General features: G+C 30.3%; 15 protein-coding genes. All 15 read right to left on the bottom strand.

Annotated elements, in window-relative coordinates; genetic code table 11:
• Positions 1–27: 27 nt before the first annotated feature.
• Positions 28–516: a 3-isopropylmalate dehydratase small subunit gene (gene leuD / locus DIC82_05475; protein ID AWK50516.1), complete on the bottom strand. Its 489-nt coding sequence runs from the start codon at positions 514–516 to the stop codon at positions 28–30.
• 12 nt (positions 517–528) lie between these two features.
• Entirely contained in the window at positions 529–1788 is a 1260-nt protein-coding gene (leuC, locus tag DIC82_05470) for a 3-isopropylmalate dehydratase large subunit (protein ID AWK50515.1), read from the bottom strand.
• 13 nt (positions 1789–1801) lie between these two features.
• Entirely contained in the window at positions 1802–3397 is a 1596-nt protein-coding gene (locus tag DIC82_05465; protein AWK50514.1) for a citramalate synthase, read from the bottom strand.
• 64 nt (positions 3398–3461) lie between these two features.
• Positions 3462–3971: an acetolactate synthase small subunit gene (locus DIC82_05460; protein AWK50513.1), complete on the bottom strand. Its 510-nt coding sequence runs from the start codon at positions 3969–3971 to the stop codon at positions 3462–3464.
• A 545-nt stretch (positions 3972–4516) separates the two neighbouring features.
• Positions 4517–4939, bottom strand: a complete 423-nt coding sequence (locus DIC82_05455; protein AWK50512.1) for a hypothetical protein — start codon at positions 4937–4939, stop codon at positions 4517–4519.
• A gap of 201 nt (positions 4940–5140) precedes the next feature.
• A complete protein-coding gene (locus tag DIC82_05450; GenBank protein ID AWK50511.1) occupies positions 5141–6463 on the bottom strand; it encodes a hemolysin in 1323 nt (440 codons plus the stop codon).
• Between the two features lie 49 nt (positions 6464–6512).
• Positions 6513–7859, bottom strand: coding sequence for a phosphoglucosamine mutase (locus DIC82_05445; protein ID AWK50510.1), 1347 nt, complete (start codon positions 7857–7859; stop codon positions 6513–6515).
• A gap of 287 nt (positions 7860–8146) precedes the next feature.
• Positions 8147–8455 carry a TrpR-like protein YerC/YecD gene (locus tag DIC82_05440; protein ID AWK50509.1) on the bottom strand — a complete coding sequence of 103 codons (309 nt, stop codon included), beginning with the start codon at positions 8453–8455 and terminating at the stop codon, positions 8147–8149.
• 241 nt (positions 8456–8696) lie between these two features.
• The gene (locus DIC82_05435) at positions 8697–9521 is read right to left on the bottom strand and encodes a transcriptional regulator (GenBank protein ID AWK50508.1); all 825 of its coding nucleotides are present in this window, start codon (positions 9519–9521) and stop codon (positions 8697–8699) included.
• Positions 9522–9576: 55 nt separating this feature from the next.
• On the bottom strand, positions 9577–10398 hold the full coding sequence (locus DIC82_05430; protein AWK50507.1) for a 2-amino-4-hydroxy-6-hydroxymethyldihydropteridine pyrophosphokinase: 822 nt from the start codon (positions 10396–10398) through the stop codon (positions 9577–9579).
• 12 nt (positions 10399–10410) lie between these two features.
• Positions 10411–11220, bottom strand: coding sequence for a dihydropteroate synthase (folP, locus tag DIC82_05425; GenBank protein ID AWK50506.1), 810 nt, complete (start codon positions 11218–11220; stop codon positions 10411–10413).
• A 15-nt stretch (positions 11221–11235) separates the two neighbouring features.
• The gene (locus DIC82_05420; GenBank protein AWK50505.1) at positions 11236–11709 is read right to left on the bottom strand and encodes a hypothetical protein; all 474 of its coding nucleotides are present in this window, start codon (positions 11707–11709) and stop codon (positions 11236–11238) included.
• A gap of 400 nt (positions 11710–12109) precedes the next feature.
• Positions 12110–13177, bottom strand: a complete 1068-nt coding sequence (gene buk / locus DIC82_05415) for a butyrate kinase (GenBank protein ID AWK50504.1) — start codon at positions 13175–13177, stop codon at positions 12110–12112.
• Positions 13178–13280: 103 nt separating this feature from the next.
• Complete coding sequence (ptb, locus tag DIC82_05410; GenBank protein AWK50503.1) at positions 13281–14189, bottom strand: phosphate butyryltransferase; 909 nt, start codon at positions 14187–14189, stop codon at positions 13281–13283.
• A gap of 329 nt (positions 14190–14518) precedes the next feature.
• The gene (locus tag DIC82_05405) at positions 14519–16120 is read right to left on the bottom strand and encodes a hypothetical protein (GenBank protein AWK50502.1); all 1602 of its coding nucleotides are present in this window, start codon (positions 16118–16120) and stop codon (positions 14519–14521) included.
• Between the last annotated feature and the right edge of the window lie 18 nt (positions 16121–16138).

Here is a 16138-nt window from a genome sequence, read left to right as displayed (position 1 = left end):
AATTCTTATTGCTTATTAATTATTTCTCTACTTTTTGCTTCCTATATATCCAATCAACCCATCATTATCGATGATTTTTTGCATAAATTCTGGGAATGCTTCTCCTTGATACTCTTGGTTCTTAGTTAAATTTTTTATAATACCTGTTGAAAAATCAACTTCTAATTCATCTCCTGCAGTAATATTTTTTACAGCCTCATCACATTCTAAAATTGGTAATCCAATATTAATTGAATTTCTATAGAATATTCTTGCAAAGGTTGATGCTATAACACAACTAATTCCAGCTGTTTTAATTGCAAGTGGTGCGTGTTCTCTTGAAGAACCACAGCCGAAGTTTTTATTTGCAACAATTATATCTCCGTCTTTTACATTCTTTACAAAATCTATATCTATATCTTCCATACAATGTGCAGCAAGTTCTTTAGCATCTGATGTGTTTAAATATCTTGCTGGAATTATTACATCTGTATCTACATTATCTCCATATTTGAATACTTTACCTTTTACACTCATTACTAATACCTCCTAGACTAATTCTGGGTCAGTTATTTTTCCAGTTAATGCAGATGCTGCTGCTACAGCTGGACTCGCAAGATATACTTCTGATTCAACATGTCCCATTCTTCCTACAAAATTTCTATTTGTTGTTGATAATGCTCTTTCTCCTTTTGCTAATATTCCCATATGTCCACCCAAACATGGTCCGCAAGTTGGTGTTGAGAATACTGCTCCAGCTTCAACTAAATCCTTGATTATTCCCTCTTCTAAAGCTTGTAAGTAAATCTTTTGAGTTCCCGGAATAACTATACATCTAATTCCCCTTTTAACTCTTTTTCCTTTAAGAATATCTCTAGCTATTCTTAAATCTGAAATTCTACCGTTTGTACATGATCCAATTACTACTTGGTCAAGCACTACATCACCAACATTATCAATTGTTCTTGTATTGTCTGGTAAATGTGGAAATGAAACTGTTGGTCTTAATGTACTTAGGTCAATTTCAAATATTTCATCATATTCTGCATCTTCATCAGCTTCATAAACAGTCCATTCTCTAGTTGCATGATCTTTTAAATATTCAATAGTTTTATCATCTACGGGGAAAATTCCATTCTTTCCACCAGCTTCTATTGCCATATTAGCCATTGTGAATCTATCATCAATTGAAAGATATTCTAAGCCTTCACCTACAAATTCCATTGATTTGTATAATGCTCCATCCACACCAATCATTCCAATTATGTGTAATATTATATCTTTTCCACTTACCCATTTGGCAGGTTTGTTTTTAAGAACAAACTTCAATGCTGATGGTACTTTAAACCAACATTGTCCTGTAGCCATACCAGCTGCCATGTCAGTTGATCCAATACCTGTTGAAAATGCTCCTAAAGCTCCATATGTACAAGTATGTGAGTCAGCCCCTATAACAACATCCCCTGCAACAACTAATCCCTTTTCTGGTAATAAACAATGTTCAATTCCCATTTCTCCAACTTCAAAGAAGTTTTCTATCTCCATCTTTTGAGCAAATTCTCTAATATACTTAACTTGTTCTGCTGCCTTTATATCCTTATTAGGAGTAAAGTGATCTGGAACTATTGCAATTTGGCTTTTACTAAATACCTTATCTGTTCCAAATTTTTTAAATTCATTTACAGCTACTGGAGTTGTAATATCATTTCCTAAAACTAAGTCAAGATTTGCTTCGATTAATTGTCCTGCCTTTACAGTTTCTAATCCTGCATGAGCCGCTAATATTTTTTGCGTCATTGTCATTCCCATGTTTTAATCCCCCTTAAAAATATGCTTTTACTTTTCTTTCAATATCTTTTATTAATTTATATTCTATTGAATCTACTAGTGCTATCCAACTAGCTTGAATTACATCTCTGGATACCCCAACAGTACTCCAATTCTCAATTCCATCTGTTGATTCAATTAAAACTCTTACTTTTGCTTCTGTTGCACTTTCTGAATCTAACACTCTAACCTTATAATCTACAAGTCGTGCTTGTTTGATTTCTGGATAAAATACTTCAAGTGCTTTTCTAATTGCCTTATCTAGTGCATTTACTGGCCCTTCTCCTTCTGCTGCTGTCATTTCATTTCTTCCATCCACAGTGATATTTATTACTGCTGTTGAAGTGAAATTTTCAGTGCCATATGGCTGTTCCCCAATAATTTTAAAATGATTTAATTTAAAGAATGGTTTATATTTACCAATAATTTTTCTTATAACTAATTCAACCGTTCCTTCTGCCCCTTCAAATTGATACCCTTCATATTCTAATTCTTTTAATCTGTCTGTGATTTTTTGAACTGAATTATCATCTTTAGAAACATTAGGAAATATCTTTTTTATTTCTTGTAATATTGTGCTTTTTCCACTAACTTCAGAAACTAGAAATCTTCTCTTATTACCAACTAATTCTGGATTTACATGCTCATATGATTTCGGTGCTTTAGTTACCGCATCTATATGCATACCGCCCTTATGTGCAAATGATGAACTGCCTACAAAAGGAGTTTGATCAGTTAATGTAATGTTACAAATTTCTGCAATATACCTAGCTGATTTTGTCAGATTTACCAGTTCACTGTTGCTTAACACTTCAAATCCAAGTTTTAATTTCAATATTGGTATTATTGCACTCAAATTTGCATTTCCACATCTTTCTCCAATTCCAATAAATGTTCCTTGGATTTGTTTTGCTCCAGCCTCTACTGCCATTATTGAATTTGCAACTGCCATTCCCATATCATCATGGCTATGAATTCCTAATTCTATGTCTATTTGGTCTTTTACAGTTTTAGTTATATCATGTATTTCTTGAGGTAATGTTCCTCCATTAGTATCACATAAAATCACTACTTGTGCTCCAGCTTGTTCTGCTGCTTTTAAAGTTGACATTGCGTAATCTTTATTTGCCTTGTATCCATCATAAAAATGTTCTGCATCAAAAATTACTTCTTTTCCTTTCTTGCACAAATACTTAATTGTATCCTTTATCATTTCAATATTTTCATCTAATGATGTTTTTATAATATCTGTAACTTGAAAGTCCCATGCTTTTCCGAATATAACAATCGTATCTGATCCTGATAATAATAAATCTTTTAAATTTTTATCATCTTCTACATTTACATTAGGTTTTCTCGTTGATCCAAATGCTACTATCTTCGCAGTCTTAAGTCTTACATCCTTAAGCCTTTTGAAAAATTCCATATCTTTAGGATTTGATCCAGGGTTGCCAGCTTCAATATAATCAATTTGCATCTCATCTAGAGCTTTCACTATTTTAATCTTATCTTCTAATGAGAAAGAAATTCCTTGACCTTGAGCTCCATCTCTAAGAGTAGAATCAAATATCTTCACCACATTCTGAGCCATACATTCTTCTCCCCCTTTCCCTTTTACATTGCCTTATTGCCCATATTTATGAACTCAGCTTATATTAATAACTTTCAACAGAATTCTTTATAGTTTTTTCGCCTCTTTGAAGTGCTGTTACACCTGTTCTAACTAATTCTTCTATTCCACACTCTTCCATTAAGTTTATTAATGCTGATATTTTATCTTCATCCCCAGTTAATTCTATTGTTAAAGTATCAGTGGATAAGTCAATTATCTTACTTCTGAATATCTTTACAGTTTCATTTATAGCTGCTCTATTTTCAGCATTTGCTTTCACTTTAATCAGTACTAGCTCTCTATAAACTGAATCATTAGCTTTAAAATAAACAACTCTTACTACATCTTCTAACTTGTTTAATTGCTTTTTTACTTGCTCTAATACATTCTCATCTCCCATAAGTGTGATAGTCATTCTTGAAATTGAAGGATCTTCAGTTCTACCAACAGTTAAACTGTCAATGTTATATCCTCTTCTTGAAAACAACCCACTAACTCGGCTTAAAACTCCAGATGAATTTCTTACCAATGCCGATAATACATGCTTATCCATTGCCTCTCCCCCTTAAAAATAGTTAAAAAAATCCACCCTTAATGATATGAATCATAAGAAGTGGGATAATACTCCGCCTTATATAATATCACTAGGTTCTAACAAACCCTTGCATATAACGGATGCACACCGGATATCTTTTACTCAAGAAATTCTCTTTCTTTTTCTGGATTCTGCTCAGGAGTGATAATTCTAAAGCTAAAGTATCGATTCTCACCAACCATCGACTCTCTGCAACTTGTCTGCTAAATAATTTTCTCCATCTCAGCATTTAATAACTAAAGGACCTATTAAGTTTTCCTGTTAATGTAGATTTTACGCTCCGTTTTTACTATTGTCAACGCTTTAGAAATATATTTTACATTATTGTTTTTTTGCTTATTTAAAATATACTAAAATTAACTATTTGTTATTTATATGCTTGCTTTTTTGCACATTTATCAATAGTTTTATTGTTTATTTAAATATATTAATTATTCAACTAGCATTGCTTGATAATTTAATCATGTCCTTTTTGACCCCTTATAACAATTAGTATCTACAACTTATCCCCTAACTTTATCTCCATAAGCTTCCATAACATTAATCTCTTCAACATTTGCTAAAACTTTATCTAATCCATACTCATATACATTAAAATCTATTTTTGCTTCTGATAGCTTTGAGATTACTTCTTCTTTCTCTTCATCAAAAACTAGTTCTGCTTTAATTCCTTCAATAAAGTCTTCCGTTCTATATACTTCACATTTCCCTCCTTCTTCAACTCCCATTTGTGTGAATACATTCAATCTATATTCGTCTCCCCCTATTTCTGTAGCATCATTATATCCATCTTCATGAAGAGTATCATCAAATCTTCTTTCATAATATACATTTATATATGCTTTTGCTCCTTCTAAGTCATTAAACCCCTTACAATTACCACTTGGCATTATTAATAAATAATCATTGTAAACTTCCTTCTCCATATATATTGTCTCCTTTTGTAAAAACATTATTTTTATATAAATCTATTTATCCCCTTGTGAATGATTTATTATTCATAAAATTTATAAGTAAATTATAATCTTGTACTTCGATACATACTCGAGTTTTACCTCAATATCCCTATGCATAAAAAAGATGACATTGCACTTGAATCAAATGCAATGCCATCTTTTTATATTAATTTAATCTCTATCTTTTAACTTTATAAGAATCTTTTCGATTCTCTTCTCGCCTAATTTATCTATTTTAAAAGTTATATCATTATATTCTACTATCTTGTCATCATTTTTTGATGGAATATTTCCAATTAAATTAATAAGAAATCCACTTATAGTATCAATATCATCCAATTCAATATCTATATCCAATTCATCATTTAATTCTTCTAAAGTAGTTAAACCATCTACTAAGAAAGTATTTTCTGCAACTTTCTTAATACGTTCTTCTCCACTATCATCTTCATCATTAATTTCTCCCATTATTTCTTCAATGAGGTCTTCAATAGTTATAATGCCAGAAAAGCCCCCATATTCATCGATTATAACTGCTATATGACGTTGTGATATTTGTAGTAATTTAAATAATTCTTGTACATTCTTACCTTCATGAACAAAGTATGGTTCCTTTAATATATCTTTGACATTTACATTATTGAAACCTTTATTCTTAGCTTCAATTATAAAATCCTTCATATATAGAATACCTATTACATTGTCTATATCATCTTCATATACTGGAATTCTTGAATATCTCATCTCCAATAATTCATCTAAATAAGAACTTAATGGTTCGTTAATATTTATGCAATACACTTCTGTCCTAGGTGTCATAACTTTTTCAACTTTTTTATTATCAAATTCAAATATTCCTTCTATCATTTCTTTTTCTCTTTCATTTATAGCACCATGTTCTTCTCCTGATTCTATATATGACTTAAGCTCTTCTTTTGTTACTATGTCTTCTAAATTTTCATTATCCAACCCCATAAGCTTTACTATTAAAGATGTCGATAGTGATAATATTTTTATAAATGGAGCAGCAATTTTAGAAATAATCATTATTGGTCTAAGAGATGCCATAGCTATATATTCAGTTTTTCTTAAAGCTATTCTCTTTGGAACCAATTCTCCAAATACTAATGTGAAATATGATAATACAATTGTAACCCCTACAAATGCAACTTGGTATCCATATGGTACATTTATACTAATAAAAAATCCGCCTAATTGTTCTGAAATTCCTGTAGCAGCTGAAGCACTTGCAAAGAATCCTGCGAGTGTTATCCCTACTTGAACTGTTGATAGGAATTTTGTTGGTTCTTCGATCAATTTACAAAGCACTTTTGCTTTTTTATTCCCTTCACTTGCCAACATTTTCATTTTATTTTTGTTTACTGAAACAATTGACATTTCCGCTGATGAAAAGAATGCATTGATTAACGTTAATACAACTAAAAATAAAATTTGCGTAATAATATTAGTTGTCTGGGCTGATTCACCTTCCATTTTCTTCTCCTCCATAAAATAAATTCTTTAAATATTTAATAAAATAATCTTAATTATATTTCTTTTCAATCAGATTTGCTAGATCATGAGCCATCTTATCTATTTCTTCTTGATTTTCACCTTCAAGCATAACTCTAACTAATGGTTCTGTTCCAGAAGGTCTGATAAGAACTCTTCCTACACCATTTAAGGCTTCTTCTATCTTCTTTATTTCACCTTGTATTTCATCATCTGTTAAATATAAATCTTTCTTATCATTTGGTATTGTTGCATTAGCTAATACTTGTGGAAGTTCTTTCATTATTGAGCATAATTCTGATAAAGGAGTTTCCTTTTTCTTAACTATTCCTGCAATTTGAAGTGCTGTAACTAATCCATCTCCAGTTGAATTATAATCTAAGAATATAACATGACCTGATTGTTCTCCACCTAAAACATATTTATCTTTAACCATTTCTTCTAAAACATATCTATCTCCAACACTAGTTTTAACAAGATTGATTCCTTCTTTTTTACATGTAATATCTAAGCCAAGATTACTCATTACAGTTACAACTAAAGTGTCATCTTTTAGCTTTCCAAGGTCTTTTAAATACTTTGCACATAACATTAATATAAAGTCACCATTTATTAAATTACCTTTTTCATCAATAGCTAAGCATCTATCTGCATCGCCATCAAATGCAAACCCTAAATCACAACCTTTTTTAACTACATATTCCATTAATTCTTCAGGATGTGTTGATCCACAATTTTCATTTATATTTGTTCCATCTGGATTATCATTAATTACAAAAACATCAGCACCTAAGTCTCTAAATGCCTTTACTGATGATTGATATGAAGCTCCATTTGCACAATCTAAAGCTATTTTTAAACCCTTCAAACTATAAGGTATTGTACTTTCTGCAAATTCTATATAGTCGTCTAATGCTGATACTTCAATTATTTCTCTTCCCAAGTCTGTACCAATTGTATTTGGAACTCCTTCAAAATCATTTTCAATAACATTTTGAATGTCATCTTCTAATTCATCTGAAAGCTTGTATCCTTTATCATTGAAAAATTTAATTCCGTTATATTCCACCGGATTATGTGATGCAGATATCATAACTCCTGCATCAGCTCCATATTTTCTTGTTAAATATGCAACGGCTGGTGTTGGTACTACTCCAAGTACTACGGCCTCAGCTCCAACTGATAATATTCCTGCTATTAATGCTGATTCTAACATATCTCCTGATATTCTTGTGTCTTTTGCAACTAATATTTTAGGCTTATGAGCTCCTTCTGTTAATACATATGCTCCAGCTCTTCCAAGGTCATATGCAATCCTTGCTGTTAATTCTGTATTTGCAACACCTCTAACTCCATCAGTTCCAAACATTCTACCCATAATTTTACCTCACTTTTTTATTCTGTTATAGTACTCAATTACTATAATATTTTTAATCACCTATAAAAGACAATGTTATTTTTAGCTTTTATAGGTGTTTCATCTTAACTAGTATAGTATTTTTCATAACGATTTACAATCTTCTGTTTTTATTAAAAATCTACTACTTCTAAAATCATTATATTAGGATTCATTATTTTTTAATTAGTATTTATCCAATAGCTAGCATCCGTAACGCTCCCAATAGAGCTAACAGCTGCACGCTCCTGGATAAGTGAAACTTGATATTAATCTATTTTTTCAGCCTCTAATCTTTCTAGTACTAGATTATAGCCATCACTTCCATAATTTAAACATCTATTAACTCTACTGATAGTTGCTGTACTAGCACCTGTTATTTCAGCTATTTCTGAATAAGTCTTTTTATGCTTAAGTAAATTTGCTACATGTAATCTTTGAGCTAATGATTTAATTTCATTTATAGTTGCTACATCTTCAAAAAATTTATAGCATTCCTCTATATCTTTAAGTTCTAAAATTGCTTTGAAAAACAAATCCAATTCTTTACTTTTAATTTTTGACTCTAAAGAACTCACTTTATCACCTCATCGTATAATTATTTAAGCACATGAAAGAGAATTATTCGCACTTTTTTATTCATAAAATGTTTTTAATTGTGCTTCATGCTTTTTTATATGTGTATATTTTTTCGGATGTGCCTAATATCTAATTATACCCATCTATATTTCTGTTTACAACTTTAATATATGGAAGCTGTAAACATATTTACATTATCTACGTAAAGTAAATAATAATGCTTATTTTAAATTAGGAAAACTATATATCTGTATCTATTTCAGGCTGTGAATTCTTTAATCCTTTCATTTTTAACTCTTTATATACATTTTTTGTCGGCATTAACCATACTTCGCCTGTACCTCTATATACATTAACCATTCCTTCTCCACTAAGTGCTGTTCCAACAATAGATTTAGATGATTTTTCTACGGAAAATTCAATATTTCCTGTTCTTAAAATCACAAAATTTCCATCTACTTTTAATATATCATTAATTAATATACATTTAAATATTTCACTTTCTGGAACTGGAACTTTAAGTGCAACTATTCCGCTTCCTTCAATTCTAGTTTGATACAAACCTTCACTTCCTAAGAATGCAGATGAAACATTTTTTTGCATTGTTGCATTAATTTCTATTCCGTCTTCACATGCATAGAACATATTATCGCTTACTATTATTTCATCATCTTCTAGTTCTATCAATGCAAAGTGTCCAAAAGATGGTTCTAAGAATATTTCTCCAGTACCACTATAATTAGGTTTAAATGCAGTTTCCCCCATTAGCTTACTTGATATTATCTTTTTCCCAAATCCTAATAATCCGCCTGATTTATTACTTATTTCTATATTACCCTTCATATAGCTTAAAGAATTTGGTTCAAGCTTTACTGAACTATCATCCAATATTATTCTTATTTGTTTTAACTTTATTCCACTTTGCCTAATTATATTAAGTCCAAAGGCAGTTTCAACATCAATTGCTCCATCTAAATTCTCATATTCCAATATTTGAAACTTAGATTCACATTCCATTTCAGATAACATATTCAATTTATTTGTAAACTTTAGTGAACTTCTCATAAAAATACTCCTACCTTACCAAATTATTTTACACTCAATCTTTTTTAATGTATTTTTAATTATTTAAGTCAAGTTCTCCTAACAAAGTAAAGACTCTCTTATTAAGCACAGGATGCATAAGATATGGTGCTATTTCATTTAATGATTTTAATACAAATTCTCTTTCATGCATTCTCGGATGCGGAAGAATCACTTTTTCATTAGAAGAAATTAAATCATCATACATAATTATATCTAAATCAATAGTTCTAGGTCCCCACTTTATTGTTCTTTCTCTATCTAGTTCTTCTTCAATTCTAAGTAATAAGTCCATAAGTTCTTCTGGTTCTAGTATTGTTTCTATTTCTATAACTGCATTTAGGAAATCTTCTTGGTCCAAATATCCCCATGGCTTTGTTGTAATAAATGAAGACTGTTTTCCTATTTCAATATTTTTTTCTATTGATATTTTATTTATTGCTTCTTTTAAATACTTCTCTTTATCACCAATATTAGATCCTAGACCTATATAGGCTTTATGCCTTCTTCTTTCAACCATTATTTCCACAGTATCTAAGTGTTTTCTTACTGGTGCCCAAGGTTTTTTTAAAAATACTTTAATGCCTCTTATTATTTTATATTCATTAAGAATAAAGTCTGCTAAATTTAAGGCTACAGTTTCTATAAGTTCATAGCTTTCTCTTACAAATTCTTTATCTACTTTTTCACACAGTTCACCATAATGTACTGATTTCGTTAAATCTCTAGTTCTCCCTGCTAACTTTAAGTCTAATTCCAATTCCAAAGACAATATAAACTTTTGGCCAAGTCTTTTTTCTTCTTCAAAAACTCCATGAAAACCAAATAACTCCAACTCTCTTATATACATTTTATCCAAAATCCATCCATCCTATCTTCTTACAATTGCATCCGTCATCTTTGCAGCTCTTGAATTTTCTAACACATCATGAACTCTTACAAAGTCACAAGCATCTTTCATTATTCCAACAACCGTTGTAGCAACAGTGCCTTCTATTCTTTCTTCTACCGGTAAATCTAAAGTAAGTCCTATCATTCGCTTTCTTGATGTTCCTAGTAGTATTGGATATCCAAGTTCCTTAAACTTTTCTAAATTATTCATAGTTTCTAAATTTTGTTCATAACTTTTAGCAAAGCCTATGCCAGGATCTAATATTATGTTTTCATCTTTTACTCCAGCCTCTTTAGCTATTTTTATACTTTCTCTTAAATCATCTAATATGTCTTCAATTAAATTTTTGTAGTCTTCATTATCTCTATTATGCATTAAACAACAAGGTACATTATATTTTGCTGCAACCTTTGCCATATCTTTTTCTTTTTTAAATCCCCATATATCATTAATAAGGTCAGCTCCAGCTTCTAATGCCTTTTCAGCTACCCTTGCTTTATATGTATCTATAGATATTGGAATATCAAAATTTTCTTTTATAGCTTTTATTATAGGAATAATTCTGCTTATCTCTTCTTCAACACTTATTAATGTATAGCCTGGTCTTGTAGATTCTCCCCCTACATCTATTATGTCGGCTCCATCATCTATCATTTTTTTTACATGGCTTATAGCTACATCTATATTATTAAATATTCCCCCATCAGAAAAGGAATCTGGAGTAAAATTCAATATTCCCATAATATATGTTCTTTCTCCGATTTTAAATTCTTTGTTTCCTATTTCCATTATATCCAAAACTCCCTAATAATATATTTTTGTGTTTTTCTTTTCATCGCTCCAGTTACATTCATTTTTAGACTTACAACTAATACATAGTCTAGAAAGTTTATCTGCTCTATATATAAGTGCTGAAAATCCTTCACTTGTCTTATCTCTATGTCCTAATATCCCTTGTCTTATAAATTCAATTTCTTCTTTATTGAATTTATACTTCTCTAAGAAATCTTTTGCAATTTCCCATGAAGCTATTTCATGTGGTGTACCATTTTCATACTGAAATGATTTACCTATATCATGTAAAATTGCAGTTGTATATATAGTTTCCTTTTCAAAGCTCAAATTCTCTTCTAGATTTATCGACTGAGCAATCCTTGCTACATCTAAAAAATGTTTTAAATTATGTTTACAAAACTTTCTGTCCTTTTCAAAATTCTTATTTCTTTTTAAATAATACATATATTTTTCGTCATTCAAAATACAATTAAATCTATCCATAATTTACCCCAACTATTCTTACTATTGACTAGATTATCTCTATCTATACTTTTTATAAAATATTAATACGATTATTATATCATTTGCTTATAGATTAATGATATAAATTGATTCATTTTTTCATACCTTTTTAATCTCATATGCTTCCACCCCATATTTTATCAGTAAAAAGTTCTTGATTGTGCTATTACACTTTTTTATATTTGAATATTCTGAAGAATATATATGTAAATCCATATATATGGTAATATTCTGTAGAATATAGCCATTTTAATTATATATCTTAATTAAGAATACTAAATCAAACGAGATATCTTTATCTCTAAGAAAAAAGAGAACTTCCTCCATCTGGATTCAGTTCTCTTATAATAATTAAATATATTATTAAGTTGAGTCGTTTTTAATATATTTTAGCTTCTTCTTCTCCATCAAGTACTCTTATAGCACCTTGAGCTAAAGCTAACAATTCATCTTCACCTGGATAAACTGTAACTGGAGCTATCCATTCAACTTTTGTTATAAGATCTGGAACAAGTGTTGGAGAGTATGCAATTCCGCCAGTAAATATAATTTGATCAATTTTTCCTTCTAATACCACTGACATCTCTCCAATTGATTTTGCTATTTGATAAACAAATGCTTTATATACTACTTCACATTCCTTATCTCCTGCTTCCATCTTATCTATAACACCTTTTACATCATTTGTATCTAGGTATCCAACAAATCCACCTTTTCCAACTGTCTTAACATATACTTCTGATTCACTATATTTTCCGCTAAAGCACATTTTAATTAAATCACCAATTGGAACTGATCCTGCTCTTTCTGGTGAAAATGGACCATCCCCATCTAAAGCATTGTTTACATCAACAACTTTTCCATGATTATGAGCTCCAACTGAAACTCCTCCACCCATATGTACAACTACAAGATTTAAATTTTCGTATCCTTTTTTACTTTCTTTTCCATATCTCTTAGCTACTGCTTTTTGATTTAAAGCATGGAACTTACTTTTTCTTGGTAATTCTGGTACTCCTGATAATCTAGCTACATCTGCTAATTCATCTGTAACAACTGGATCTACTATAAATGAAGGTATATTTAATTCATCTCCAATTGATTTAGCAATTATTCCACCAAGATTTGAAGCATGAGGTCCTTGAACTCCAACTTTTAAATCTTCTACCATTGCATCATTAACTGAATATGTTCCACCTTCTACTGGCTTAAGCATTCCGCCTCTACCAACAATAGCACTTAAAGTCTTTATATCAAAATTCTTCTCTTTAAGAATATTTAATATAAGTTCTTTTCTAAATTCAAATTGATCATATATTGTGTCATATCTTTTTATCTCTTCATTTGTATGTCTTAATGTTTCTTCAAATAATTCTTTTTCATTTTCATAAACACCAATCTTTGTTGATGTTGAACCTGGATTAATAATTAATAACTTGTATGACATTCTGAATCCTCCTTAATTTAGATAAACAATTAACAATGCAAAATACAAAAGAACTCTATATTAAAATTGTTCCTCCTTATGCATTGTTAATTATAAATTGATGCTATTTATTTTTTGCTGCAACTAATGCTGCAAGAGCAATTGAGTTAACTTTTGTTTCAAATGAATCTGCTCTTGAAGTTAAGATTACTGGTGCTGATGTCCCTACTAGAAGTCCACCATTTTTTGATTTTGAGAAATATGTTAATGTTTTATACATTACATTTGCTGTTTCTATGTTTGGTAATAATAATATATCTGCCTTGCCTGCTACTGTACCTGTAACTCCCTTATGGTGAGCTGCTTCTTCTGATACTGCATTATCTAAAGCAAAAGGTCCATCAACTATACATCCTTTAAATTGTCCTCTATCACTCATTTTCGCTAATAATGCAGCATCAACTGTTGATGGCATATTTGTGTTTACCACTTCAACTGGGCATATAGATGCTACTTTAGGAACTTCTATTCCACATGCATGTGCAACCACAACTGCATTATTTATCATTCCAACTTTGTCTTTAAGCTCTGGATATGTATTAAATGCTGCATCAGTTAAAAATAATAATCTGTCTAAGTTTTCTATTTCAAAAACAGCAACATGTGACATTAATTTTCCTGTTCTTAATCCAAATTCTTTGTTTAATACGCTTCTTAAGAATGTAGCAGTGTCTACTAATCCCTTCATCAACATATCAGCATGACCACTTGAAACTAATTTTACTGCTTCTAAAGTAGCCTTCTTTGGATCTTTAATATCCATTATTTCGTAATTTGATAAGTCTAAGTCTATTTTTTTTGCTATTTCTTGTATTTGTTGTTTATCTCCAACTAATATTGCTTGAGCTATATTGTTTTCTGTAGCTTCCTTTATTGCTTCTAGTACTGGTTCATCTTGTGCTACTGCTACTGCTACTTTCTTTGTTGGAACTCCCTTTAATATTGATACTAAATCTTCAAAGTTTTTACTCATTTTTTTGCACCTCTTACCTTAATAATATTTTTTTATTTATGATTAATTTGATATTTTGTTAAATTTATATCAATCCAAATTAAACAATATCTTTTCTATTCTTATTGTAACAAAAAATAACTGCAAATGTTGAATTTTCAGAAAACTTTTTTTCATCATTTAACTAATTTTTAACTTCATAAAGAATATTTATACATTTATATTCTTTTACGCATATTCAAAAATAACAAGAAAGTAAGTTTATCTACTCTCCTAATGAGAGTTAACTTTACTTTCTTACCCTTTTTTAATAAAATTGAATCTATAACTTGTTATTTTGTTTCACATACTTACTTAGGTAAATCAAACTTTTCAATTATATGTTCAGCAACCTTTATCCCATCAACTGATGCCGAAATTATCCCTCCAGCAAATCCTGCACCTTCGCCTGCCGGATAAAGTCCGCATACATTTATACTCTCAAGAGTCTTGTCTCTATGAATTCTAATTGGTGCTGATGTTCTAGTTTCTATACCGGTTAACACTGCATCTTCCCTTGCATATCCTTTTATTTTCTTATCAAAACTTTCAATTCCTTCTTTAAGTGCTTCTATAACATACTTTGGTAAACAATTCTTTAATTCTTTAAATTCATATCCTGCAGTATAACTTGGAGTGACCTTTCCTAATTTAGTTGACGGTCTGTCTTTCATAAAATCTCCTACTAATTGTACTGGAGCTTTATAATTGCCTCCACCTAATTTAAATGCTAAGCCTTCATACTTCCTTTGGAATTCCATTCCTCTTAAAGGTGAATCTCCTTCGAAATCTTCTGGTGAAACAGTTACTACTAATGCAGAATTTGCATTTTCTAAGTTTCGTGCATGATAACTCATCCCATTAGATACAAGTCTTCCATCTTCTGATGCTGCTGCAACTACTACTCCACCAGGGCACATACAAAATGAATATACTCCCCTTTTTAATTTTTCACTTTGATAAGTTAATCTATAGTCCGCAGCATGCAATTTAGGATGTTTATGATTAGATCCATATTGACTAATATTTATCAATTCTTGAGGATGCTCAATTCTTACTCCTATAGCAAATGCCTTGGCTTCCATAGAAACTTTTTCTTTGCATAACATCTCATATGTATCTCTTGAGCTATGCCCTATAGAAAGCACTAAAGCTATACATGGAATTTCTTGTCCATTAACAATTATACTTTTTAATTTACCCTCTTCATGTGTTATCTTTTCTAATTTAGAGTTGAAATTAACTTCTCCTCCAAGACTCTTTATCTCTTCTCTTATATTCTTAACTACATCCTTTAAAAGATCAGTTCCCACATGAGCCTTACTTTCATATTTAATTTCTGGTGGAGCTCCTGCCTTTATTAATTCATCTAATACAAATGTGCATCTTTGGTCTTTAATTCTTGTGGTTAACTTTCCATCAGAAAATGTACCTGCTCCGCCTTCACCAAATTGAACATTTGATTCAACATTTAATTCTCCACTATTCCAAAACTTTTCCACAGTTTGTGTTCTATTATCTACATTTTCTCCGCGTTCATACACAATCGGTTTATAACCCTGTCTTGCTAAAGTTAATGCTGCAAAAATTCCTGATGGGCCAAATCCCACTACTATAGGCCTACATTTAAGTTCTTGTGTTCCTTGTTTTATTAGTTCAACTTCTTTAATTTCTTCAATTTTTATATCTTTATCATGTATTTTGGAAAGTATATCTTCCTCTTTATCACAGATTACATCAACAGAATAATTGAATTTTATATCATTCTTTTTTCTCGCATCTATACTTTTCTTTATTATATTAAACTTATTAATATTCTCTTTAGATATATTTAATTTCTTGCATATCTTATTCTCTAAAGCATCCAAATCATCATCTATACTTAAATTTATATTATTTATTCTTATAGCCAAAGCTTTTCACCCTATCCC

The sequence above is a fragment of the Clostridium beijerinckii genome (assembly GCA_003129525.1).
GTDB lineage: Bacteria > Bacillota > Clostridia > Clostridiales > Clostridiaceae > Clostridium > Clostridium beijerinckii_D.
This window is presented reverse-complemented; position numbering and strand designations above follow the sequence as displayed.